Origin of the sequence: Dokdonia sp. R86516 (assembly GCF_044596715.1) — a bacterium.
Lineage (GTDB): Bacteria > Bacteroidota > Bacteroidia > Flavobacteriales > Flavobacteriaceae > Dokdonia.
In genome coordinates this window covers 1,846,846-1,871,236 of the sequence record NZ_CP138998.1, presented here as the reverse complement: position 1 = coordinate 1,871,236, position 24,391 = coordinate 1,846,846, and the positions used below count along the sequence as shown (strand labels likewise).

General features: G+C 38.5%; 23 protein-coding genes. 13 read left to right on the top strand and 10 right to left on the bottom strand.

Annotated elements, in window-relative coordinates:
• The first annotated feature begins 80 nt into the window (after positions 1–80).
• Entirely contained in the window at positions 81–662 is a 582-nt protein-coding gene (locus SJY23_RS08485) for a super-infection exclusion protein B (RefSeq protein WP_396596013.1), read from the top strand.
• A gap of 62 nt (positions 663–724) precedes the next feature.
• Positions 725–5,602: a DNA repair ATPase gene (locus tag SJY23_RS08480; protein WP_396596012.1), complete on the top strand. Its 4,878-nt coding sequence runs from the start codon at positions 725–727 to the stop codon at positions 5,600–5,602.
• 158 nt (positions 5,603–5,760) lie between these two features.
• On the opposite strand, the gene SJY23_RS08475 is transcribed toward SJY23_RS08480, so the two are convergent.
• Together SJY23_RS08475 and trxB are read right to left on the bottom strand one after the other, a co-directional pair.
• The gene (locus SJY23_RS08475) at positions 5,761–6,147 is read right to left on the bottom strand and encodes a hypothetical protein (protein WP_396596011.1); all 387 of its coding nucleotides are present in this window, start codon (positions 6,145–6,147) and stop codon (positions 5,761–5,763) included.
• A gap of 567 nt (positions 6,148–6,714) precedes the next feature.
• Positions 6,715–7,722, bottom strand: a complete 1,008-nt coding sequence (trxB, locus tag SJY23_RS08470) for a thioredoxin-disulfide reductase (protein ID WP_021778389.1) — start codon at positions 7,720–7,722, stop codon at positions 6,715–6,717.
• A 283-nt stretch (positions 7,723–8,005) separates the two neighbouring features.
• On the opposite strand from trxB, the gene SJY23_RS08465 reads away from it, so the two are divergent.
• From SJY23_RS08465 to SJY23_RS08430, 8 genes are all read left to right on the top strand, one after another.
• Complete coding sequence (locus tag SJY23_RS08465; RefSeq protein WP_396596010.1) at positions 8,006–9,121, top strand: PQQ-dependent sugar dehydrogenase; 1,116 nt, start codon at positions 8,006–8,008, stop codon at positions 9,119–9,121.
• The gene (locus SJY23_RS08460; RefSeq protein WP_396596009.1) at positions 9,121–9,546 is read left to right on the top strand and encodes a c-type cytochrome; all 426 of its coding nucleotides are present in this window, start codon (positions 9,121–9,123) and stop codon (positions 9,544–9,546) included. Before SJY23_RS08465 ends, SJY23_RS08460 begins: the two co-directional genes overlap by 1 nt.
• A 177-nt stretch (positions 9,547–9,723) precedes the next feature.
• Entirely contained in the window at positions 9,724–10,491 is a 768-nt protein-coding gene (locus SJY23_RS08455; RefSeq protein WP_035334329.1) for a ParA family protein, read from the top strand.
• Position 10,492: 1 nt separating this feature from the next.
• A complete protein-coding gene (locus SJY23_RS08450) occupies positions 10,493–11,398 on the top strand; it encodes a ParB/RepB/Spo0J family partition protein (protein WP_035334331.1) in 906 nt (301 codons plus the stop codon).
• Positions 11,388–11,990, top strand: coding sequence for a DUF5683 domain-containing protein (locus SJY23_RS08445; protein WP_035334333.1), 603 nt, complete (start codon positions 11,388–11,390; stop codon positions 11,988–11,990). The genes SJY23_RS08450 and SJY23_RS08445 overlap by 11 nt, the downstream gene beginning before the upstream one ends.
• A gap of 3 nt (positions 11,991–11,993) precedes the next feature.
• On the top strand, positions 11,994–12,698 hold the full coding sequence (gene dapB, locus SJY23_RS08440) for a 4-hydroxy-tetrahydrodipicolinate reductase (protein ID WP_396596008.1): 705 nt from the start codon (positions 11,994–11,996) through the stop codon (positions 12,696–12,698).
• A 54-nt stretch (positions 12,699–12,752) separates the two neighbouring features.
• The gene (lepB, locus tag SJY23_RS08435) at positions 12,753–14,372 is read left to right on the top strand and encodes a signal peptidase I (RefSeq protein WP_396596007.1); all 1,620 of its coding nucleotides are present in this window, start codon (positions 12,753–12,755) and stop codon (positions 14,370–14,372) included.
• A 3-nt stretch (positions 14,373–14,375) separates the two neighbouring features.
• Positions 14,376–15,011 (top strand): WbqC family protein, encoded by a 636-nt coding sequence (locus tag SJY23_RS08430; protein ID WP_396596006.1) that lies wholly within the window; start codon positions 14,376–14,378, stop codon positions 15,009–15,011.
• On the opposite strand, the gene SJY23_RS08425 is transcribed toward SJY23_RS08430, so the two are convergent.
• The 7 genes from SJY23_RS08425 to SJY23_RS08395 all read right to left on the bottom strand — a co-directional run bounded on the left by SJY23_RS08425 (position 14,995) and on the right by SJY23_RS08395 (position 21,342).
• Positions 14,995–16,020, bottom strand: coding sequence for an endonuclease/exonuclease/phosphatase family protein (locus SJY23_RS08425; protein WP_396596005.1), 1,026 nt, complete (start codon positions 16,018–16,020; stop codon positions 14,995–14,997). The two genes, SJY23_RS08430 and SJY23_RS08425, sit on opposite strands and share 17 nt — an antisense overlap.
• Before the next feature lie 3 nt (positions 16,021–16,023).
• The gene (locus tag SJY23_RS08420; protein ID WP_396596004.1) at positions 16,024–16,908 is read right to left on the bottom strand and encodes a rhomboid family intramembrane serine protease; all 885 of its coding nucleotides are present in this window, start codon (positions 16,906–16,908) and stop codon (positions 16,024–16,026) included.
• Between the two features lie 9 nt (positions 16,909–16,917).
• Positions 16,918–17,652, bottom strand: a complete 735-nt coding sequence (locus SJY23_RS08415) for a rhomboid family intramembrane serine protease (RefSeq protein WP_035334341.1) — start codon at positions 17,650–17,652, stop codon at positions 16,918–16,920.
• Positions 17,653–17,654: 2 nt separating this feature from the next.
• Complete coding sequence (gene mutL, locus SJY23_RS08410; RefSeq protein ID WP_396596003.1) at positions 17,655–19,529, bottom strand: DNA mismatch repair endonuclease MutL; 1,875 nt, start codon at positions 19,527–19,529, stop codon at positions 17,655–17,657.
• Between the two features lie 12 nt (positions 19,530–19,541).
• Entirely contained in the window at positions 19,542–19,829 is a 288-nt protein-coding gene (locus SJY23_RS08405) for a hypothetical protein (protein ID WP_035334344.1), read from the bottom strand.
• Between the two features lie 180 nt (positions 19,830–20,009).
• Positions 20,010–20,507: a 6,7-dimethyl-8-ribityllumazine synthase gene (gene ribH, locus SJY23_RS08400; protein WP_396596002.1), complete on the bottom strand. Its 498-nt coding sequence runs from the start codon at positions 20,505–20,507 to the stop codon at positions 20,010–20,012.
• Positions 20,508–20,556: 49 nt separating this feature from the next.
• Positions 20,557–21,342 carry a tol-pal system YbgF family protein gene (locus SJY23_RS08395; protein ID WP_396596001.1) on the bottom strand — a complete coding sequence of 262 codons (786 nt, stop codon included), beginning with the start codon at positions 21,340–21,342 and terminating at the stop codon, positions 20,557–20,559.
• Positions 21,343–21,485: 143 nt separating this feature from the next.
• Between SJY23_RS08395 and recF the strand changes: the two genes are divergently transcribed.
• The 3 genes from recF to SJY23_RS08380 are packed head-to-tail and all read left to right on the top strand — an operon-like array spanning position 21,486 to position 23,334.
• Entirely contained in the window at positions 21,486–22,577 is a 1,092-nt protein-coding gene (gene recF, locus SJY23_RS08390) for a DNA replication/repair protein RecF (protein ID WP_396598112.1), read from the top strand.
• Positions 22,578–22,624: 47 nt separating this feature from the next.
• On the top strand, positions 22,625–23,041 hold the full coding sequence (locus tag SJY23_RS08385; protein WP_396596000.1) for a hypothetical protein: 417 nt from the start codon (positions 22,625–22,627) through the stop codon (positions 23,039–23,041).
• On the top strand, positions 23,041–23,334 hold the full coding sequence (locus SJY23_RS08380; RefSeq protein ID WP_035334352.1) for a DUF721 domain-containing protein: 294 nt from the start codon (positions 23,041–23,043) through the stop codon (positions 23,332–23,334). The genes SJY23_RS08385 and SJY23_RS08380 overlap by 1 nt, the downstream gene beginning before the upstream one ends.
• 45 nt (positions 23,335–23,379) lie before the next feature.
• Here the strand turns inward: SJY23_RS08380 and SJY23_RS08375 are convergent, their stop codons facing one another.
• Positions 23,380–24,345, bottom strand: a complete 966-nt coding sequence (locus SJY23_RS08375; RefSeq protein WP_396595999.1) for an alpha/beta hydrolase family protein — start codon at positions 24,343–24,345, stop codon at positions 23,380–23,382.
• Between the last annotated feature and the right edge of the window lie 46 nt (positions 24,346–24,391).

The window sequence follows — 24,391 nt, the reverse complement described above, 5'->3', positions numbered from 1 at the left end:
GCTTGCACCCAGTGAGATGGCAAGCTGCTGGTTGTTTTTACGCTTTCGCGAAAATTAAACAAAACTTAATCCTATAACTATTGGAGAATATTAAAGCACTTTTTGACCTATCGAAATTACCTACAAAGTTTTTTTTATTGTTTTCGCTAGTGACATCATTTTTGTTATTTGCTGATGAGACAGTTTTAAAAAACATACATCTTGATAAAATAAATAATGATTATGGTCAATGGATTGGATTGATATTCCTACTATCCACAGGATTATTTATTATAAATATTATCATTTGGATTTTTAAATATTTAAACCTCTCGCTTAGGAATATAAGATTAAAAAGAAAGTTTGAAAAAAGTTTGAAAAAACTTGATCTGAAAGAGCAAGCTGTTCTCAGGGAATTTCTATTAAATCAACAAACCGCCCTAAACGTCCCAATTGATGACGCAGTAATAAGTGGGCTTCTCCAAAAGGAAATTCTTACTATAAATAACCAGTTTAATGGTAGTTTCATCATAGACGGAACTAGAGCATCACTTTCTATCAACTCCATTGCGGAAAAGACTTTGAATATGGAAGATGTTGGTTTCAGCGAAAAGCCAACAGAAGAAGAGATTAGGAAAGCTTATGAACGTAGGCCCGCTTGGGCTAAAAATTCCTATAATTAATTATAAGGAGCCTAACATTATTTTGATTGACATCCAAAACTTTTAAAAGCCCAACGGCACCTATGGCAAACGAAACTCCAGATATACAACCTAAAGCAACGCAAACTCTTGACGGCGGCACCTATGAGATTATACAAGGTAGACTGCAAAAACAAAAAACCGACTTACAAAAGCGGTTACAAGAACTTAACGAGGAGCGTAAAAATGTTTTTGGTTCACTAGAAACAAAGCTCATTGCAAATGACCGTATCAATACAGAAAATAACTGTATTGCTCGTGATATTGTATCGCTTAAAAACTTGTGTTTGTTTGGTTACAATGTGCATTTTGGACTACGCACAGACATACACCTAGGAGATGTTTTTAGTGCCTATGAGTTTAAAGACAATCGTTTTGAACCTCGTGATCTTTCACTTTTACAAGACGACACTTTTCTACTAGACTTTGCAAACCTGTACAAGTATTACCGTAATACCATCTTTTCAAAGTTTGCGATTATAGGTAACTACCTGTATATGGTATTTCAGCTTAGTGATAGTGTTACAGATATTAAAACATTTAAGTGGCTCATAAAAGAAGATACGCTACAGTATGTAGATAACCGTAGTGAGCACGAGTATCGCTTCCCACAGCAACACGATTTTAAGTGGCAAGAAGCTACGCGTGATATGCACCGTTATGGTGAGCACGCTCACGTATCTATTTTAGATAAGGTGTTTGTAGAGACTATAGGTGGTGATCTTACCATAAAAATAGAAGATAATACAGACCAAGGTAAAGGAATACTAGATGAGCCGGTAGAGCTTATAGACCAGACACTAGATGATGGTCAGTATCGCTATGCAGATCTGGGTAACCTACTTGCGCTGGAAATTAAACCCTTTCAAGAAGAGCCTCGCTATTTTGTATTTAACAACAAACTAAAGGAAGTTCAAAAAATACAGAGTGTAAAGGACACTTGTGTCTTACTTCCAGATGATCAAGGTATCATTTTCCCAACAGGCTACTATCTTCAAACAGGAGAATACAACATTTTTGATAATGCCATCCCTAATGTAAAATTTCAGCAGAAGGTGAGTTCGCCTAACGGGGAGGACTTTTTATATGTCTTTTACTCGCCAGAAGAGGCGCTGTACAACTTGATGTCATATAATGTGATTACTCAAGAGATAAAAACTCCTATTATCTGTAATGGTTTTACCGTATTGCAAGATGGGCAGCTATGCTATTTTAGAACCGAAAATGAGCAGACTAAGCATCACGTGATACAGATCTGGCAAACCCCATTTTTAAAGGGTGACTATATGCCTTCTCAGCACGAAGACACGTTGCTTTATAAAATAGGAAACAAAGATATTGTAAAAGCGATGGCAGAGGTTAATAGCCTCATCACACTGCTCAACAAAGAAGATAATTACGACGGACTGTATAGCGATATTGCTAAGTTCTCAAAAGATATACTTGATGCTTACTACTGGCTTCCAGAAGCCGAAACCAAGCAACTCAACGTACCACTTGCAGAAATAAATGGAGCTGCAAATGCTGCTATAGATGAGTTTCAAAAAGTAGTACAGCTCAAGCGCAACGCTGCCAAACAAACTAAAGAAGTTGAGACCAAAGCCTCTGAGATTTTTGGCAAAATAAAAAGCACCTCTTTTAAGTCTATTAATGATTTTGTGGCGCTGCTCACGCAGTTGCGATCATTACGTGGAGAGACCATCTCGCTTAATGACATACGCTATGTAGATCCCACTTTCGTGAAAACGCTAGAGGAAGAAATTGCTGTGCAAACACAAAAAATTTCTGAGAAGTGTGTACAGTTCTTACTAGATGACAAAGCGTTAAAACCATATCACGATGCCGTAGCCGAAAAGAAACAGGTGATGGATGGCATCAAGAAAGTCATTGAAGCCAAAAAACTCGAAGAAGAAGTAAACCAGATTGCAACAGATCTTGAGTTACTTATCGACATTGTTTCAAATCTTGATATAGAAGACACCTCCCACTCTACTAAGATAATTGATGATATCTCGCTCATTTTTGCAACTATCAATCAGTTAAAGGCTGGGATTAAGAATAAGAAAAAATCACTGGGAAGTGCAGAGGCACAAGCCGACTTTGCTGCCCAACTTAAGTTAATTGATCAAAGTATCATAAACTACCTAGATATTGCCACCACGCCAGAAAAGTGTGATGAGTTCCAAACTAAAATCTCTATCCAGCTAGAAGAGCTAGAAGGAAAGTTTGCAGACTGGGATGAGTTTATCACACTCATTATTGAAAAGCGCGAGGAAGTGTACGGAGCTTTTGAAGCACGTAAAAATGCACTTATAGAGAAGCGCAATAAAAAGGCAATGGCATTAAAAAATGCCTCAGAACGTATCTTGAAAGGCGTACGTAAAAAAGCCGAAAGCTTTAAAACAGCTTCGGAAATAAACGGATATTTTGCCGCAGACCTTATGATTAATAAGGTGCGTGATATCATACAGCAACTTAAAGAGCAAGAAGATACCGGAAAGGCAGAAGAGATTGAGACTGGACTTAAAACAGCCCGTGAAGATGCGCTGCGCAAGCTCAAAGACAAACTAGATCTCTATGAAGATGGAGATACGGTAATACGACTTGGTAAGCATAAATTTGGTGTAAACAAGCAACCGCTTGACCTCACTATCGTGCTTAAAGATGGGGCACTTAACTATCACCTCACAGGCACCGATTTCTACCAAGAACTCTCAAACGAGACCCTTCTCGCCTCTCGCCACATCTGGGATCAAGAATTTGTATCAGAAACTAGCGAGGTATACCGCAGTGCCTACCTAGCTTATAAATTATTTAATAAACTAGACAAGCACATCCTACTAGAAGCTGGTGATGACACGCTACTTGGGATAGTGCAAGAAGAAAGCCGCAATGATTATGCAGAGGGCTATGTAAAAGGGGTACACGATGTAGACGCGACTAAAATTTTAAAGGTACTCGTACACAAACACAACGAGCTGGGACTGCTCACGTACGCCCCAGAAATTAGAGCATATGCACAGTATTTCTGGAACAGCATTGACCCAAGTACCCAAAAAACGCTTAATCAGTCTATAAAGGCTTCGGGAGAGGTGTTGCAGTTTTTTCCAGATGCAAAGGAGTACCAATTTATCGTTGAGACTTTAAGTGAGGAGATACACGCTTTCGCGAAAGCGGAATCCCTTTTCTTACCCGAGTTAAGTCAAACCATTGCGACCTACATCTTTGATGAGCTTCAAGGCGACACAGAGTTTGTGCGTAGTAGTGTTGCGGTGCGTTTAAAAGACGCTTTCGCGAAAGCGTTAAAACAACAACAGGCAGACCTTAAGTTTAAGAAAAGTTATGAGTCACTCCCTAGCTTAAAAGGGAAAGTGCAGCTCGTAAAACAGTGGGTGACGGCATTTGTACGCACCAAAGAAAGCATAACCGATGTGCGCTACGTAGATGAAGTGGTGTGTTTACTACTCTTTGAAGATGAGTCGGTTTTAAAAACAAAAGCGGCTTCTCCAAATGAGAAAATCACTGGCTTAAGCGGTGATCACAGCACGATAACCGAAGGTGTTTTCAACTTTAACTACCACGACTTTACAGCTAGGCTCAACTTATTTGTAACAGAGCAAGTACCCGCATTTGAAACTTTTAAGAAAGCAAAACACACGGTTACTGAAGAGTTAAAAGAAGCTTTAAAACTGGACGAATTTAAACCAAGGGTGCTTACATCCTTTGTGCGTAACAAGCTGATTGACCAAGTGTATTTTCCATTGTTTGGTGATAACCTTGCAAAGCAATTAGGAACCGTGGGCGATAACAAACGTACCGACCGTATGGGTATGTTGCTCCTCATCTCTCCACCAGGATACGGAAAAACCACCCTGATGGAATATATCGCAAACCGTCTAGGGCTCGTTTTTGTGAAAATTAACGGCCCAGCGATAGGTCACGAAGTTACGTCTGTAGATCCAGAAAGTGCTACAAATAGCGCTGCTCGTGAAGAGCTCAAAAAACTCAACGTCGCTTTTGAGATGGGGAATAATGTGATGCTATATCTAGACGATATACAGCACTGTAATCCTGAGTTTTTACAGAAATTCATCTCCTTATCTGACGGTACACGTAAGATAGAGGGTGTGTACAACGGGAAGTCAAAAACCTATGACCTACGTAGCAAGAAATTCTGTGTGATAATGGCGGGTAACCCATATACAGAGAGTGGAGAGAAATTCCGTATACCAGATATGCTTGCAAACAGGGCAGATATTTATAACCTGGGAGATATTATAGGAGATACGGAACATCTATTTAAATTGAGTCTTATTGAGAATTCGCTCACTGCAAATCCGCTACTGCAACAGTTAAGTAGTAGTCATTTTGAAGATGTGTATACCTTAATAGACCGCATAGAAAATGGGACGCAGGACAGTCAGCTCAAAGGAAATCACACCGCGCAAGAGGTAGCAGATTATACAAAAGTACTAGAAAAGGTAATCACCATACGTAACACAGTACTCAAGGTAAATGCAGAATACATACGCAGTGCCGCGCAAGAAGATGCTTATCGTACAGAGCCGTCATTTAAACTTCAAGGGTCATACCGTGATATGAACAAACTAGTAGCCAAAGTAGTTCCCATTATGAACGACACTGAGCTGGCTACTTTACTCTTATCACATTATGAAAGTGAGTCACAAACACTCACTTCAAGCGCAGAGGCAAACCTCTTAAAGTACCGCGAACTCATAAATGCGCTAGATGAAACGCAGCAACAGCGCTGGAACACGATGAAAGAAACCTTTGTGAAAAATAATAAACTCAAAGGTTTTGGTGACAAGAACGAGATGGCACAAGTACTCTCTCAAATGATGGAGTTTACCGAGAATCTAGAAGGGATTAAGAAAGCGCTTGAGAAGGGGTTGGAGAAATGATTTTAAAAACATCTCCCCTAGCCCCTCTTCAAAGAGGGGAATATTCATTAGAATTTTCATTTTGCTTCACAAAATAATCGCAACAGCGTCCCTCTTTGAAGAGGGAGTCAGGGAGATGTCCGCAAGGATAATTAACAGATTCGTTCTCTCGTTTATTATTATTTTGAGAAGTATAAACCTAGAAGGAAACCGACGGTTATATAGAAAAACATACCTAAAAGTGATATCATATTATAGCTCCTAATTTTCTTAATATATCCGAGCTGAGAGAAACGTTTATAGTTATCATCTTCATTTGAAAGAAAATTTACAATACCAAATGGAAAAAACAGATAGAATAACTTCAATGATAATTCTAGGGGTTCATTCATTCTTCTCTGTGCAAATGATAGTTTTTGAATGAGTGTTTCATCATCAATTGTATGAGCATTAGAGAAGCTCAAACGCATTTTTAATTCATCAACCGTCATTTTCTTCTTGACTAAGTAATCAATGATTTGCTCAACGCTTTTATCATTGAAATATGAGGTGTGTAAAGAATCCATTTGAATTGATTTGATTTGATTTGATTTGATTTGATAAGTTTCAAAAATAAGATTTTTGAAGTCGTAAGTAATTCATGATAATATTACTCTTTGAATTTCACTTCGACGAATTAAGTAAGTGATAAAAAACATCTCCCCTAACCCCTCTTCGAAGAGGGGAACATTCACAATACTTTTTATTTTACAAAGCAAAACTAAAAGTATAAACTCACAACAGTGTCCCTCTTTGAAGAGGGAGTCAGGGAGATGTCCGCAAAGAAGAGATATTCAATAAAATCTCTTTGGGGATTAGTATTGTGAGAAACTTATATCTAAAAAAAGGGTACGCAAAAAACATCTTCCCTAGCCCCTCTTCGAAGAAGGGAATATTCACAATACTTTTTATTTTGCTTTGCAAAATTAAAAAGTATCAAACCACAACAGTGTCCCTCTTTGAAGAGGGAGTCAGGGAGATGTCGGCAAAAAGGAGATAAAGTCGCAAGAAGGGAGATATCCACGAAAAAAAGCAAACAAAAAAAAAACGACAGCTCTCGCTGTCGTTTTTAAATTCTATATAAGGTATGTCCTTTACTGACGTGCAGCTGGAACCTCATCCACATAAGTAGAGCCTACTCCTGGCTCGTCTTGTGGAAGTTCATCTTTTGACGCTAGGTAGCGCTCTGCGTCTAGTGCAGCCATACATCCTGTTCCGGCAGCGGTAATTGCTTGACGGTACACGTGATCTGCTGCATCTCCAGATACAAATACTCCTGGTACGTTTGTTTTAGAAGTTCCTGGTGTATTGATGATATATCCAGTCTCGTCTAAATCTAAGTAGTCCTTAAAGATATCTGTGTTAGGCTTATGTCCTATCGCTACAAAAAATCCAGTTGCTGGGATATCGTGCTCCTCACCGGTTACATTATTTTTTACTCTTGCTCCAGTCACACCTACATCGTCACCTAGCACCTCAACAGTTTCTGTGTTGAAAAGGATCTCAATGTTTTCTGTTTTCTGTACACGAGCAGCCATAATTTTTGATGCTCTAAACTCGTCACGACGTACGAGCATTGTTACTTTCTTACATAATTTAGAAAGATAATGTGCCTCCTCACAAGCGCTATCTCCAGCACCTACAATTATGGTTTCTTGTCCACGGTAAAAGAATCCGTCGCAAACTGCACAGGCAGATACACCTCCACCCATTTTTAAATACTTCTGCTCAGAAGGTAATCCTAAATATTTTGCACTCGCTCCTGTAGATATAATCACAGACTCTGCGTGTATTTCCTTTTCTCCGTTGATCCACGCTTTGTGCACATCTCCAGAAAAATCTACTTTAGTCACCCATCCGTCACGTACATCTGTATCAAAACGCTGTGCTTGTTTCATTAACTGCACCATCATTTCTGGTCCAGTTACACCATCTACATAACCAGGGAAGTTCTCCACCTCGTTAGTCGTGGTAAGCTGTCCGCCTGGCTGCTGCCCTTGGTAAAGAACTGGTGCCATATTTGCACGTGCTGCATAAATTGCTGCGGTATATCCCGCTGGTCCTGAACCTATGATAAGGCATTTTACTTTTTCTACTGACATACTGTATTATTTTTAAGCTTTCGCGAAAGCGTAATAAACACTTTTACAATCGCACAATTCTTATTTATATCTTCCTTACAAAAGTAGGTTTTACAAGCCAAACCTTACAATCAAGTTATCAAGAAAACGAATGGCTTTATCACCAAAAGTGATATAACTGACCACGAGCTTACTCTTGCATAGATTAAAGATAAGATTCTAACCTCTAACACGTGTTTTCAAATTGTTAATACATCATAGAGTGTGGTGATAATTCTGTAATTTGCCGTTAAAATCTGATACTATGAAAAGTCGTTTTACTTATATCTTATTATTACTTGTTGCAAGTGTGGCTTGCGCGCAAGAAACTAGAGAAAATGATGTCACACTAACCTCAAACCTAGATTATACTTATGAGGTAATTGTTCCAGAACTTACTAACCCTTGGGGACTAGCTGTATTGCCAGATGAGTCTATGCTCATCACTGAAAAAAGTGGAGAACTCATACACTTTAAGGATGGTAAAAAAACAATGATTACTGGAGCTCCTGAGGTGGTGACGCGTAATCAAGGTGGTTTACTTGACATACGCTTGCATCCAGATTATGCGAGTAATGGCTGGATATACATCACGTACTCATCACCAGAAGGCGAAGAAGATGGGGCGATGACAGCACTTATGAGAGCAAAATTAAAAGACGGTGCGCTTACCGAAAAGAAGGTATTATATAAAGGAAGTCCAAATACGAGAAAGGGACATCACTTTGGCAGCCGCGTGCGTTTTGACAAAGATGGTTATGTATATTTTTCTATAGGAGATCGTGGTGCGAGAGATGAGAATCCGCAGGATGTTACTCGTGATGGAGGAAAGATTTATAGACTTAATGCAGATGGAAGCATCCCTGCAGATAATCCTTTTGTAGGCAAAGACGGAGCAAAAGAAGCTATCTTCTCTTACGGACATCGTAATCCGCAAGGAATGACTGTGCATCCTGAGACAGGTAAGATATGGATACACGAGCACGGACCTCGTGGTGGGGATGAGATTAATATCCCTGAGGCTGGTAAAAACTTTGGGTGGCCAGTAATCTCATACGGTATTAATTACAGCGGAACTACATTTACAGAAATTACAGAAAAAGAGGGAATGGAGCAGCCAGTGTATTACTGGGTTCCTTCTATCGCCCCTTCTGGGATGGCTTTTGCAAACAATACTGGTGATGCAAAACTTGATGGCAACTTATTAATAGGTTCGCTTAAATTTGAATACCTAGAACTTGCCATTTTAGAAAATGACAAGGTGGTTGCTCGTGAAAAGTTACTAGAAGATGTAGGTCGTGTGCGCAATGTGATTAATCACAATGGCACTATCTATGTAGGTGTAGAGGGAAAAGGAATCCTTAAACTAGTTAAGAAATAATGAAACTACTTATAAGTTTATGTACGGCAGGTGTTAGTGTGTTTTTATTTTTCGCGAAAGCGGAAAAAGAAGTTTACACCTCTCAAGACCCACTTGCAGAATCTATAGAACGTGGTGCAGAGGTATACCAAGACTTTTGTATACAGTGTCACCTAGGTAAAGGTGAAGGTGTGGCAGGAACTTTCCCGCCGCTTGCTGGATCAGACTGGCTCACAGAAGATCGCTATAAAGAAGCCATAAAAGCTGTAAAATATGGCCAGCAAGGTCCTATAACTGTAAATGGTGTTGCATTTAATGGCGTGATGGCAAACCTTGAGCTTTATGAAGATGAGGTGGCAGATGTAATGAACTACATTATGAACAGCTGGGGCAATAAACAGACAGAAATGGTTACCGAAGAAGAGGTGAAAGCTATCTCAAAATAAAACCAAGAGTTTTTATTTAATAATTATTGGAAATAGTTGTCTTGATTTTACTGGTGTAATCCACTACTTTTTAAAATATCGATGAGCCGAGAATATTCTTCTCGGCTTTTTCATTTCTAATCCATTTCAATTACCCATTTTAAATTGTATTTTTACCTCCTAATCGTCCTCAAATTTATGGGTAAAATAATTGCTATTGCAAACCAAAAAGGTGGTGTAGGCAAGACCACTACTTCTGTTAATCTCGCAGCCTCTCTAGGTGTGCTAGAGAAAAAAGTACTCCTCATTGATGCAGACCCTCAGGCTAATGCAACCTCAGGTTTAGGTATTGATGTAGAAAGTGTAGAGGTGGGTACGTACCAACTTCTGGAGCATACTAATAACGCAGAAGAGGCAATCATAAAAACGTCTTCTCCTAACCTTGACCTTATACCAGCACATATTGATCTTGTTGCTATCGAGATTGAACTTGTTGATAAAGAGTCACGAGAGTACATGATGAAAAAAGCGATAGGTCACCTTAGAGATAAGTATGACTATATCTTGATAGACTGTGCACCATCATTAGGACTGCTTACTCTTAATGCCCTCACATCTGCAGACGCTGTGATTATCCCAATACAGTGTGAGTATTTTGCACTAGAAGGATTGGGAAAACTATTAAATACCATAAAAAGTGTTCAAAAAATTCACAATCCAGATTTAGATATCGAAGGATTGCTACTCACAATGTTTGACTCTAGACTACGATTATCTAATCAAGTGGTAGAAGAGGTTCAAAAACATTTTAGTGAGATGGTTTTTGAAACAATCATACAGCGTAATGTGCGTTTAAGTGAGGCACCTAGTTACGGAGAAAGCATTATTAATTATGATGCCGCAAGTAAAGGAGCAACCAATTACTTGAGCCTAGCTCAAGAACTTATTACAAAAAATAATAGCTAGAATGGCTAAAGCAACAAAAAAACAAGCGCTAGGTCGCGGACTTTCGGCATTACTGAAAGATCCAGAAAATGATATAAAAAGCGCCGAAGATAAAAATGCAGACAAGGTTGTAGGTAATATCATTGAGCTTGATCTAGATGATATAGATGTAAACCCTTTCCAACCTCGTACAAGCTTTAATGAAGAAACTCTAAGGGAGCTCGCCTCATCTATTAAGGAACTAGGCGTTATACAGCCTATTACGGTTCGTAAGATGAGTTTTGGAAAATACCAACTGGTTTCTGGAGAGCGTCGTTATAGAGCGTCTAAGCTTATAGGTAACAAAACAGTACCTGCATACATACGTATCGCAAATGATAATGAGAGTCTCACAATGGCTCTTGTTGAAAACATACAACGTCAAGATCTTGACCCAATAGAAATCGCACTTTCATACCAGAGATTAATAGACGAGATCAACCTCACGCAGGAGCAAATGAGTGATCGCGTGGGTAAAAATCGATCTACAATAACAAATTATCTGCGTTTATTAAAGCTTGATCCTATTGTACAGACTGGTATGCGAGATGGCTTCTTGTCTATGGGACACGGGCGTGCACTTATCAATGTAGATGATACTGGTGACCAACTGGATATTTATGAAAAAATCTTACAAGAAAAGCTTTCTGTAAGACAGACGGAGGCATTGGTAAAAAATTATCATGCTACCTCTAACATTGAAACACCTAAAGAGCAAAAAGAAGAAACTCCTAAATTCATAAAAAAAGGAACTAAAGAGTTTGCCGAGTATTTTGGAGCAAAGGTGGATATCAAAGTAGCAAAAAATGGCCGCGGAAAGATTTCTATTCCGTTCTCTTCAGAAGAGGACTTTAATCGATTACAGAAATTAATCAAAGGTGCAAAGTAACAAATACCTCTTACTGGTTTTTTTATTGTGTTTCTACGCTTTCGCGAAAGCGCAACAAGACTCCCCTGCAGAAACTATTATTGATGCAGATGAGGTAGAGGGCATATCTAGTAAAGAACCTTATGACCCTCTAAGACCAGCAAAAGCTGCCTTTTACGGCGCTGTACTCCCTGGATTAGGTCAAATTTATAATAAAGATTACTGGAAACTTCCACTAGTGTACGGAGCTTTAGGCTCTACAATTTACGGTGTATCATATAATAGCAAACAGTCTGAGCGTTTTAGAACTGCCTTTAAAGATAGACTGGCTGGTCGTATAGACGAGTTTACCACAGTTAATGAAGATGGCACAACCACAGAAATCTTTTCTGATGATGCTCTTATTAATGGTCAAGATCAATTTAGAAGAAGAAGAGATCTGTTTATCTTAGTATCTGCTGGAGTCTATGTTCTCCAGATTATAGAGGCAAATGTAGATGCTCACTTATCACAATATGATGTAGATGATGACTTAAGCTTTGGACCTGCACTTTATTATGATGACTTAGGGCAGACCATGAATTATGGACTCTCTTTTAATTACAAGTTTTAGTATATGAAAATAGCACTCCTAGGCTATGGAAAAATGGGTAAAACCATTGAAAAAATTGCCGCAGATAGAGGCCACGAGATTGTTGCAAGAGTAAACTCTCCTGAGAGCTTTACACTAGCAGATGCAGATGTTGCCATTGATTTTAGTATTCCAGATAGTGCTGTAAATCATCTAACAAAATGTTTTGAAGCAGGAGTACCGGTGGTTTCTGGAACGACAGGCTGGCTACACAACTATCAAGATATGGTTACCCTCTGTAATACTAATAATGGAGGATTCATTTATGCTTCAAACTTTAGTGTAGGCGTTAATTTATTTTTTGAGTTTAACAGAAAACTTGCAGCTATCATGGCACCTCATAAAGACTATAAAGTTGATATGACAGAGATTCACCATACTCAAAAACTAGACGCACCTAGCGGCACAGCCATCACACTCGCCGAAGGCGTTATGGAAGCATCAGACTACACAGGCTGGGATCTTAATGAGGGACAGCCTATACAAGAAAACCACCTCCCAATCACTGCCGAGAGAGAAGGAACTGTACCCGGCACACATATTATCAATTACAAAAGTGAGATAGATACTATTACTCTAAGCCACGAAGCCCACTCTAGACAAGGATTTGCTCTGGGAGCCGTAGTTGCAGCAGAATGGTTACAAGGAAAACAAGGGGTTTTCAACATGAGAGACGTTTTAGGACTTTAACTTGTAACATTATCTAATAACGTAAGACCAACTTACAGATTCAAAATATTACAGATGACACTTATACAATGGTTTATATTTTTTCTAATTGTTCAGGCAGTACACTTTGCTGGAACTTGGAAACTCTATGTACGCGCGGGACGTAAAGCATGGGAAGCAGCAGTACCAGTTTACAATGCAGTAGTACTCATGGGTATTATAAATCGTCCTAAGTGGTGGACCATTTTACTATTTATCCCTATCGTAAATCTTATCATGATACCTGTAGTATGGGTAGAAACTGCGAGATCATTTGGCTTTAACACGTTTAAAGATACAGCACTTACGATTTTTACAGGAGGATTATATTTATACTACATCAATTATGCGACAGATGCTCCGTATAAACACGATAGAGATATTAATCCAAAATCGTCTAGCGGTGAGTGGACTAGTTCTTTACTGTTTGCCATAGTTGCAGCAACGTTAGTGCATACATATTTTATGCAACCCTTTGTAATACCGACTTCGTCGTTAGAAAAAACCCTCTTGGTAGGCGATTGGTTATTCGTGAGTAAATTTCATTACGGAGCACGAACTCCCCTTACTACTGTAGCTACACCTATGCTACACGATACTATTCCTGTTATAAAAGAAAAAAGTTACTTATCAAAACCACAACTACCATATTTTAGACTTCCTGGTTTTCAAAAAATAAAAAGAAATGACATCGTCGTTTTTAACTGGCCAGTTGATACACTTGTAGATATTACCCCTGGAAGCATGCGCGGTAGTGTGCGTAAACCTATTGACAAAAAATCTAACTATGTCAAGAGAGCTGTAGGAATAGCTGGAGATTCTCTTGAAGTACGCGATGGCTATGTGTATATCAATGGAGAGCAAAACGATCTTCCAGATCGTGCTCGTATTCAGTTTACTTATAACATTGTATCGAAAGTTCCTTTAGTTAAAAACGCAACTAATGCAAGTGGATATTACACCTTCCCAACGGATCTTATTAATGGAAGATATGAGATATCAGACATTGTTTTAACAGGAAATAGTGGAGGTAACGGGCCTTATTCTCATAGCGCCCAAGTAAGTGAAGCTGCTGTTGAAAAACTTAAGAATAACTCAAATATCATAAGTATTGAGCGAGCACATTATGATGCTAAAGAAAATAACACAGGGATCTTTGGAGCTATGCCAGGTAGAGCTTCTAGTGTAGATAACTTTGGACCTATTTATATTCCTGAAGAAGGAACGACAGTAGCTATAAATACTGAGAGTCTGCCTTACTACAAACGTATTATCGAAGTGTACGAAGGTTATGAAATGGGTAGAGAGCGTGAAATCACAGTAAACGGTAACCAGATATTAATGAATGGCGAGCCGCTTACTGAGTATACTTTTGAGCAAAATTACTACTGGTTGATGGGTGATAACCGTCATAACTCGCAAGATGCAAGAGCTTGGGGTTACGTTCCTTTTAATCACGTAGTAGGAAAGCCTGTGTTTGTATGGTTTAGTAAAGACGCAAACGTTCCTGGTTTTAACGGAATACGATGGAATCGTGTATTTACAACCGTAGGTGGCGATGGACCTTTAGTGAGTTACCGCTACTGGTTTTTAGGAGCCTTATTATTATACATAGGATGGTCTTTCTTTAGAAAGAAAAAACAGGCTAAGAAGTAATCTATGAAACCAGCTCTTATTACCGTAGGCTACTGTGCTCCTATTATACAGTACGCAGTAATTTATCAAACCGAACAACTTCACATTGAAGCTAAGGGGAATTTCCAAAAGCAATCGTACCGCACGCGTATGAAGATTGCTACATCTACTGGTGAGTTAACACTCATAGTCCCTATTCTTCACCGAAAGGATAAAACAGAGCGCCAGCAGTATTATGATGTGAAGATTGAAAATAAATTTCACTGGCAGCGCGACCACTGGCGGTCTCTTAAAATCGCATATCAAACCTCTCCTTACTTTGAATATTATGAGGATGAATTTGAGCATCTATACCATACTACCTATGACAGTCTTATAGGCTTCAACAACGCTTGCCATACCGTTATTATGGAGTGTTTACAGTTAGAAATTACACCCATTCTTACTGAAGAGTATTTTAAAAATCCTGAACAATTAGATTATAGACATCTAGTACAAGCCAAAAAAGAACCTAACTATCCATTACCAGAGTATCACCAACTCTTTAATGAAAATCACGGCTATTTATCCAACCTAACTATTTTAGACCTGCTATTCAATCTCGGCCCTAGTGCACAAGATTATCTTGCTAAGGTTGATCTTTCTAACGAGCTAACATAAAAGTCGCCATAGAAGGCTTGTGATCGCTTAAATCTACATCGTAGGTTTCAAAGTTTGTAACCGGTAAAGACTCGTCTACTAAGATAAAGTCTATACGTAAAGGTATGATATCAAACCAGAAGGTTGCTCCAGTTCCTGATCCCGCTTTCGCGAAAGCGTCAACCTTATTCCCCTTTACCTTGCGATACATATAAGAAGTAGCGCTATTATTAAAATCGCCAGTTACGATAACCGGATAGGGAGATGTAGCTTCGTTATTTAAAAACTTAGCAACCTGAGTTTCTTGCTTTTCAAAAGCTTGACCCAATCTACCCAGTAATTTTTTTGAGTTCTCCTTTTGCAAGTTTGCTAGATTAGGAGATAAACTGAAAGATTGAAAATGCATATTATACACTCTTACTGTATCAGTAGCAGTCGCTATATCTGCGTAAATTCCATTATTACCAGTATTTTCAAAATCCAATGAACCACTATTGATAATTGGATATTTTGAAAAAATCACCTGACCAAAAGATTTACTAGGGGATTTCATCACTTTATACTCATAAGGATAAACCCTCTCATCAGGTTTAAATCCTGGGTAATATTCTTGAAAAGAAATGACATCAGGATTTTTATCTGAGATTAGCTGTATGGCACGTTCACCTACTTTCACCTCATCAGACCAACCATGAATATTAAACTGTCGCACATTATAGGTAAGCACTTTTAATGTGGTTCCATCATCTATATCTTCACCTCCACCTAAACGTACAAGAGAGAAAATATGTGTAATCCCTAAGGCTAGAATAATAGCTGATAATAACAATTGCTTCCTTCCTCTGAAAAGCCAATACATCAGGAACAAGAAGTTGATGATAAGCAATACAGGAAGTACAAGGCTAAGCACAGAAAGTGCAGGAAAAATATGTGGAGGTATAAATGGTAATAAATAACTAGCTAGTAGGAGTACGGCAAATATGCTATTTACAAAGAAGATAATCTTACCGAAGAATTCGAGCTTTTTCATCTCTTATTCCTTACCAGCTTTAAATAAAAAGTCCTTCTCAGCCTTAGACAGACTGTCGTAACCACTTTTACTTATCTTATCAAGAATAGCATCTATGCGTTGCTGCTGTTCAGATTTTGATCCAGTCGCAGGTCTTCTCGATTTTGAGGTCGTATTATTTGCCGTTTTATGTACGGTACGAAGTGGGGATTTCTTTTCTTTTTTAGGAGTTTTAGTAAACCAACTTGTTACTGAATCCATGATTTTTTCAAACCACAATCCTATATCATTTCCTTTAAGTAATTGCTTTGCATACACAAATCCAAAAGCAGCACCACCTAAGTGTGATATTAGTCCGCCAGCGTTTCCAGAATCTAGCATTAATAGATCTCTAAGCACTACAAAAACAGCAATCCACCAGAGCTTGATATTAAATGTAAATATCCTTATCTCTGCATTAGGTGTGTATGTCCCTATGAAAACCACAATTGCATTTACAGCTGCACTTGCACCTAGCAAAACGCCTGTCCCTCTAAAGGCTGGAAGTACGTTGTATAACAAAGCAAAAAGTGTTCCTCCGGCAATTGCTCCCAGGAGGTAAATAGCAAGAAATTTCTTTTCAGAAAAAATGTTTAGTACAAACCTTGAGAAGACATAAAGCCAGACCATATTCCAAAACAAATGCCCAAAACCAGCATGCAAAAAAGCATATGTAAGTATACCCCACGGCTGCTGTAAGAATCTCACAAAGTCTGATGGCAATACAAAGTATCTACTAAAGAAATCTGATCCTAAACCAGAAATCCATGGAACGATATTAAAAAGCAAGTACACGGCTACGTTAATTACAATCAGTTTGATTGCAACATTTGCGGTACTATATTTATATGCTAGTGATGTATTTGCCATATGTAACTATCAATATTGACCTAATCCTTTTTTCTTCCAGTAAAACATCATTACAAACCCAAATAGCGCACCTCCAAAGTGAGCCCAGTGTGCGATGTTTGCTCCAAAAATTGAGAAACCTGTTACCCCAGAAAATAAATCTATTCCTACAATGATAGGAATAAAGTATTTAGCCTTAATAGGCACCGGGATAAACAACAATCCCAAAGAAGCATTAGGAAATAACATCCCGAACGCTACAAGTAACCCCATTATTGCCCCAGAGGCACCTACTGCAGGCACAGCAAAAGATTCATATAATTCTTGAGCCGTTTCTCTTGGTATAATTTCACTAAACTGCCCTGTACTTAGAATAGCTTTTATATCCTCAGTATTGAAGCCTAACGCCATGATTGCATCACTCGCGCTATTAAAATGATAATAGTTAACAAGTGTATGTATCAAAGCTGCTCCAAGACCTGCTGAAAAATAAAAGAAGATAAATCGTTTCTGTCCAAGTGCATTTTCTATAGGACTCCCAAACATCCACAAGGCATACATATTAAAAAGTATGTGCATAGGGCTCCCCATATCATGCATAAACATATGCGTAAGTGGCTGCCATACTTGCCAGCTTGGATTTTCAACAAACCACAATGCAAATAATTGCATTGCTGGATCTGGCTTTATAATAAACAGAGATCCTAGATAGAAAATCACATTAACTATCAGTAGTATTTTTACTGTTTCAGTTATTCTCCCCATACCTACTTAAATTTTCTTTCTAAGTCTTCACTCGTCATTGTCACAAAGGTCTTGCGATTAGTAGGTGAAATACTTGGTTCTTTACAAGCAAAAAGACTATTAACCAGATGTTCTCGCGAGGCACTGTCTAGTGCAACACCACCTTTTACAGCTAGACTTTTTGCCATACTCTTAGCTAGAGTATCTGTCTGGCTAAAGCCACTATCTGGCACCTCATTCTCAAGATCACTTAATAATTGATCAATCACCACTGGCACTTGGCTCTCTGTGATAGAAGTAGGAGTTCCGTTTATTTCAAGAATGTCACCGCTTATGGCGCCAAAAATAAAACCTGTGTTTTCTAAACCAGCTTTGAGTTCTTTAATAAGCTCCAATTCTGTAGTACTATAAGCCAATGTTAATGGAAATAACAATTGCTGACTTACAGATTCCTTTACCGTGATGTTACGCAAGAACTCTTCATAAAGCACACGCTGATGCGCTCTATGCTGATCTATAATCACCATTCCGCTTTTTATGGTACTAACGATGTATTTATTATTGAGTTGATAGGTAGATGATTCATTTTGAGAAGATGAAGTCGTAGTACTACTCTTAGTAGCATTAAGTCCACTCTCAAACATATCTGGTGTGCTTACCTCCTTTTCAAAAGTCATCGTACTTGCAGCCGTTGCCTGAGATTCCATGCCTTCGTACATGCTTTCCCATCCAGCAGCACTAGGCTTCTCAAATTCTGGACGTTGCGCTCCACGTTTTGGTGGTGCAACATTTTCAAATGGATTGAAAGTACGGTCTACCTCAATTTTAGGTGTTACAATACCCTTATTTTTATACTCATATGGCGTATCAAGCTCACTATCACGATTAAAATCAAGTACAGGCGCAATACTAAATTGCCCTAAACTATGCTTGATGGTACTGCGCAACATTGCGTACAAGGCATGCTCATCATCAAACTTTATTTCTGTCTTGGTAGGATGTATATTGATATCAATCGTACTTGGATCTACCTTGAGATATAAAAAGTAGCTCGCTCTAGCTCTATCTGGCAAGAGGCCATCAAAGGCTGCCGTTACAGCATGATTGAGATAAGCGCTTTTTATAAAACGGTCGTTTACAAAGAAAAACTGCTCTCCTCGTGTCTTCTTAGAAAACTCAGGTTTTACCACAAATCCATTTATGGTAAGAATATCTGTCTCCTCTTGTACGGGAACTAACTTCTCATTAGTCTTACCGCCAAAAATAGCCACAATGCGCTGCTTAAGATTGCCAGTAGGGAGTTGAAATAGTTCCCCCTCGTTATGGTACATTGTAAATGCAATATCTGGGTGTGCCAGTGAAACGCGTTGAAACTCGTCAATCACATGACGTAACTCAACACTATTAGATTTTAAGAAATTACGCCTTGCAGGTATATTAAAAAATAGATTTTTTACAGATAGTGACGTTCCTTTTGGAGTTGCACAAACTTCTTGCACATTAATCTTACTACCTTCTATCTCTATGCGTGTTCCTACCTCTGCTCCTTCTGGTCGCGTCTTAAGCTCTACGTGAGCAACTGCCGCAATAGAGGCAAGTGCTTCCCCACGAAATCCTTTTGTATTTAAATTGAATAAATCATCGGCTGCTGTGATCTTAGAAGTGGCGTGGCGTTCAAAACTCATACGAGCATCTGTATCACTCATTCCTTTTCCGTCATCTATAATCTGGATCAGGGTTTTACCAGCATCTTTTACTATAAGTTTAATGGTAGATGCTCCTGCATCTATAGCATTCTCAAGTAATTCCTTTACCACAGAAGCTGGGCGCTGCACAACTTCTCCCGCAGCGATCTGGTTTGCTACGTGATCGGGTAAGAGTTTAATAATGTCTGCCATTAGGACTTACGGTTATAGCGGATTTGTAAATATGGATAAGTCGAAGTCTATAATCCAAAGAAATAATAATACCATGAGAATAAATATAATGGCGATTGTACGGTTATATCCACCTTTACGACTTTCTTGAAGCTCGTCCCACGCAGTAGTAATTTTTTTCTTAAGCCCGCCGTTGTAGTCGAGCGTTTTACGATGCTCATCAAAGCGTCCTTCTATCTTAAAAGGACTCCCTTCCTTATCGCTATTATAATAGCGCGGCTCGTAACTATACTTCTTATTTGTGCGTTTTATAATTCCCATAATACTATTGTTTCAAAGATACAATTTCGTATCCAAAAAGCGTACCGTTCCATTCATTCTCCCTACAGAATTAAGAACAATCATATTAAAAAGAAGCACAAATAGCACGACAGCTACTGTGAGATATAGTAGATAGTTATTTTCTTATTACGCTTTCGCGAAAGCGTAACCCTACACAATTTAAAACTTTGCGTCTTTTCTTAATTGCGCCATTTTTATAGCTGCAATCGCTGCTTCCGTCCCCTTATTGCCATGTATGCCACCACTACGAGCTCTTGATTGCTCAATATTGTTATCTGTAAGCACACAGAAAATCACGGGAATATCTTGTTGTAAGTTCAAGTCTTTAATCCCTTGAGTCACTCCTTCACATACAAAATCAAAATGCTTAGTCTCACCTTGAATCACGGTACCTATGACGATAATAGCATCTAGCATATCATATGCTTGCGTCATTTTTTTAGCTCCATAGATGAGCTCAAATGCTCCTGGAACATTCCAGCGCACAATATTGTCGTTAATCGCTCCACAATCCTTTAATGCGTCAAATGCACCTTGAAAAAGTCCCTCTGTGATCTCATCGTTCCACTCAGAAACAACAATCCCAAACTTGAAGTCTTTCGAGTTTGGGATGGTTGTTTTATCATAGGCCGAGAGGTTGTTACCTACTGTTGCCATAATAATAATTTATGTTACAATGTAAAGCGCACTTGCGCTAGACACTATGTTATTGTGCTGCTTGCGCGCGACCTAAGTATAAGTCTACTTGACTTGCATACTCAGATGTTGCATACTCTTCCTTAATACGAGTAAGATGCTTTACTGCTGCGTCCATCTTTCCAAGATCGATTGCTGCTACACCTGCTTTAAATAAGAAACGTGGTGTTGTAAAGTCATTTGCATTCATCCCTGCTGCTTTCTCATAATAATCAAGAGCCTCATCTGCTTGACCTAGTTGCATGAATGCGTCACCTATTGCTCCTTTTGCAAGTGGTCCTAGCATTTTATCATCACTAGAAAAATCTTGCAAGTGAGTAATTGCGTTTTGATAATCTTTAATCTCAAGGTAAGACATTCCAGCATAATAGTGAGCAAGGTTCCCAGAAGGAGTTCCTCCATAGTTATCTGCTACGTCTAAAAGACCGTACTTACCGTTCTTTCCATTAAGTGCCACCATGTATAGTGAGTCTTTAACAGAAGTATTTGTTGCTTCTAGTGCTGTTGTAAAGCTCTCTTGAGCTACTACAAGCTCATTTGCAGCTTCTGCTCTTGCAGGTTCTGCAATAAATTTGTTGTATGCTAGATACAATAAAGCAATAACTAGGATAGCGATGATAACTCCTATTACAGGTTTTTGGTTTTTCTCAAACCACTCCTCTGCTCTATTGGCTCCTTCATCTAGTGATCCAAAGACCTCTGCAGTTGTGCTTTCGCTATCATCTATAAACTCTTCAACTTCTTCCTTTACAGGCTTCGTTTTCGGTTTATATCCTCTTTTATTATATGTTGCCATATTTCGTCGTTTATTAGTCGGGCAAAAATATAATATTTATTGAATTATGAAAGGGAAATTAATGCTTAATTTTGAAGACTAATAAAGCACTATTACTAGATGTACTAAGCTTTTGCAAAAGCGTTGCACACCTACACCACCCTATGATTCTAAAATCTCTCTCCCTTATTAACTACAAGAATTTTGAGTCCAAGGACTTTATCTTTGATGCAAAAATAAATTGTTTCGTTGGAAATAACGGCGTGGGGAAGACTAATATACTCGATGCGATTTACCACTTATCCTTTGGTAAAAGCTACTTTAATCCCGTTACAAGTCAAAACATAAATCACAATGCAGACTTCTTTGTGGTTAATGGTGTTTATGACAAAGATGACCGTGAAGAGAAAGTTGTTGTTAGTGCAAAAAAAGGCAGCAAGAAAGTTATAAAACGCAATGCTAAGGTGTATGAGCGCTTTGCAGATCACATAGGTTTTTTACCGCTTGTTATTATTTCTCCCGCAGATAGAGATCTAATTACCGAAGGAAGTGACACCCGCCGTAAATTTATAGACGGCGTGATCTCACAAAGTGACAAAAGCTACTTATCTAACCTTTTAGGTTACTCAAAAATACTATCACAACGCAACGCACTCCTTAAATACTTTGCTGCAAATAACACTTTTAATGCAGATACACTGGCCGTGTACAATGAGCAACTAGAGGGTTTTGGAACTCCTATCTTTGAAAAGCGCAAACAATTTTTAGAACGTTTTGCACCAATATTTAATGAGCGCTACAAAGCAATAAGTGGCGGCACAGAACATGTTACTCTCACCTACAGCAGTACCTTAAGCGACATGCCTCTCAAGCACTCGCTTACTAATGCACTGGCAAAAGATCGCTCCTTACAATACACAAGTGTAGGTATTCATAAAGACGACCTCCAATTTGAAATCAATGGACACCCTGTAAAGAAGTTTGGGAGTCAAGGACAGCAAAAATCATATCTCATTGCCTTAAAACTAGCGCAGTTTGATTTTATAAAACAAGAAAGTGGCACCACGCCGCTACTGCTACTTGATGATATTTTTGACAAGCTGGATGAGAGCCGAGTGCAACATATCATTGAACTGGTAAACACCAATGATTTTGGCCAACTATTCATAAGTGACACCCATCCGGAACGCACGGAAAGTGTGGTTAAAAATATTCATCAGAGTTATGAGCTTTTTCATCTGGAACGCGCTCAATAAGACATTCTTTTTATCGTATTTTGCATTTCAACTTTTAGTACACTTTCGTGAAAAATTTATACCTACTACTCATTCTAGCCATCACTCTAGGCTGCACACAGTCTAATGAGGAAAAACTAAGCCACATAAGCGGTTATTGGGAAATTGCTTCTATTGAAAATCCTAACGGACAAGTAAAAGAGTTCAGTATGAGTCAGAATATTGACTTCTTTGAAGTAAATGCAGACGGAAAGGGTGTTCGTAAAAAAGTACAACCTAACATAGTAGGAGAATTTACAACGTCGCAATCTAGCGAAAACATCAATGTAGTTTACAAGGGTGATTTATTACTGCTAGAATATGCTACAGCTATGGACACCTGGCAAGAAACCGTAAAGAAAGCAACTACAGATGAGCTAGTCTTAATTAACGAAGACGGACTCATTTATACCTACAGAAAATACACACCCCTAGCACTCGATTAATGGCAAAAAGAAACACAGACCCTATATCTATAAGTCAAGCCTTGGGAGAATTTGTTGAAAAGAACAAACTCAACAAAGGAATAGACAAAGTAGACGTCACAGGCGCATGGTTTGCACTCAATCCAGCGTTTGAGACCTACACTACTTCCATACGTTTTGAGAGGGAAACACTATTTGTGAATCTAAGCTCTTCTGTCTTTAGAGAAGAACTCTCTTATGGCAAGGAAAAAATTCTTAAAATGATCAATGAAGAATTAGGCAGAGAGGTTGTGAAGAAGATTGTGTTGCGGTGAAAACTTGATTGAAGGGTTCAGGTTTAAAGTTGAAAACTACTTTATCTATCTGCCGTGATACTCCATATTAGGTAATGGAGCATCGTTTTTTAGATATTTATCAAACCAATTAATAACGTCTTTGCTAACTTCTGTTCTGAATTCTCTAATTCCGTGATCTCCTCCTTCAAAAATTTTCAGTCGATAAGGGATTCTATATTTCTCAAATTCAAGTGCTAGCTTAAGCGATTTTTCAGCCTTTACTCTCCAATCTGAATTCCCGTGAAGCATTAATATTGGAACATCTTTAGGAAATTTGTTAGCCCAATAAATTGCTGAACGGCTTTCTAATTCTTTCTTTTTATTTATCTCATAATTGGGGATTAACTCAGCAAATACATTAGTTTCCATTTCTGGTCTATCTATTTGTGTTAAATCACTCTCTGCCCCTCCCACAACTGCAGCTTTAATGTTATCTGATTTTTTTAAAGCAATATAAGTCATCATTCCTCCTCTACTCCAACCATACATTCCAATTTTTTCAGTATTGGCACTCTCTACTTCTTTCAGGACGTCCGTTAAAATTAATACATCATTAATATCTTTACCGCCAAATTCTTCTTTGCCTTCACCACCTGCGTTACCCCTATATTGACTAGCTATTACAACGTAGCCTTCTTTTGCCATTTCTCCCAAAGTTGTAACGGCTCTACCAACATTCAATGCACCAAAATCTCTATTACCGCCTCTATTATAAATAATACACGGATAATTCCCTTCTTTTTTTGGCTTCACCATTAATCCTTCGACTTTCAAGCCATCACTTAGGTAAGTAATACCATAAATATCAATGCTATCTAAATACTTAAAGTGATCTTTATATTGAACGACCCCATCCTTATACTCTATAAGATTGGGATATACTGGATCTTCTGATAGCTCTATAATTCGAGAATCAATAATTAATTTCTCAGATTGAGCTTGACAACTAAGAAATGTCAAGAAAATTAAAGCCAAATAAGACATTCTCATATGTAATCATTTTTGTGATAGCTAAAAAAGACACAACCCTAAACTT

Coding starts and splice junctions, on each gene's coding strand:
- SJY23_RS08480 (WP_396596012.1), top strand. CDS start 725: ATGGCAAACGAAACTCCAGATATACAACCTAAAGCAACGCAAACTCTT.
- SJY23_RS08475 (WP_396596011.1), bottom strand. CDS start 6,147: ATGGATTCTTTACACACCTCATATTTCAATGATAAAAGCGTTGAGCAA.
- trxB (WP_021778389.1), bottom strand. CDS start 7,722: ATGTCAGTAGAAAAAGTAAAATGCCTTATCATAGGTTCAGGACCAGCG.
- SJY23_RS08465 (WP_396596010.1), top strand. CDS start 8,006: ATGAAAAGTCGTTTTACTTATATCTTATTATTACTTGTTGCAAGTGTG.
- SJY23_RS08460 (WP_396596009.1), top strand. CDS start 9,121: ATGAAACTACTTATAAGTTTATGTACGGCAGGTGTTAGTGTGTTTTTA.
- SJY23_RS08455 (WP_035334329.1), top strand. CDS start 9,724: ATGGGTAAAATAATTGCTATTGCAAACCAAAAAGGTGGTGTAGGCAAG.
- SJY23_RS08450 (WP_035334331.1), top strand. CDS start 10,493: ATGGCTAAAGCAACAAAAAAACAAGCGCTAGGTCGCGGACTTTCGGCA.
- dapB (WP_396596008.1), top strand. CDS start 11,994: ATGAAAATAGCACTCCTAGGCTATGGAAAAATGGGTAAAACCATTGAA.
- lepB (WP_396596007.1), top strand. CDS start 12,753: ATGACACTTATACAATGGTTTATATTTTTTCTAATTGTTCAGGCAGTA.
- SJY23_RS08430 (WP_396596006.1), top strand. CDS start 14,376: ATGAAACCAGCTCTTATTACCGTAGGCTACTGTGCTCCTATTATACAG.
- SJY23_RS08425 (WP_396596005.1), bottom strand. CDS start 16,020: ATGAAAAAGCTCGAATTCTTCGGTAAGATTATCTTCTTTGTAAATAGC.
- SJY23_RS08420 (WP_396596004.1), bottom strand. CDS start 16,908: ATGGCAAATACATCACTAGCATATAAATATAGTACCGCAAATGTTGCA.
- SJY23_RS08415 (WP_035334341.1), bottom strand. CDS start 17,652: ATGGGGAGAATAACTGAAACAGTAAAAATACTACTGATAGTTAATGTG.
- mutL (WP_396596003.1), bottom strand. CDS start 19,529: ATGGCAGACATTATTAAACTCTTACCCGATCACGTAGCAAACCAGATC.
- SJY23_RS08405 (WP_035334344.1), bottom strand. CDS start 19,829: ATGGGAATTATAAAACGCACAAATAAGAAGTATAGTTACGAGCCGCGC.
- ribH (WP_396596002.1), bottom strand. CDS start 20,507: ATGGCAACAGTAGGTAACAACCTCTCGGCCTATGATAAAACAACCATC.
- SJY23_RS08395 (WP_396596001.1), bottom strand. CDS start 21,342: ATGGCAACATATAATAAAAGAGGATATAAACCGAAAACGAAGCCTGTA.
- recF (WP_396598112.1), top strand. CDS start 21,486: ATGATTCTAAAATCTCTCTCCCTTATTAACTACAAGAATTTTGAGTCC.
- SJY23_RS08380 (WP_035334352.1), top strand. CDS start 23,041: ATGGCAAAAAGAAACACAGACCCTATATCTATAAGTCAAGCCTTGGGA.
- SJY23_RS08375 (WP_396595999.1), bottom strand. CDS start 24,345: ATGAGAATGTCTTATTTGGCTTTAATTTTCTTGACATTTCTTAGTTGT.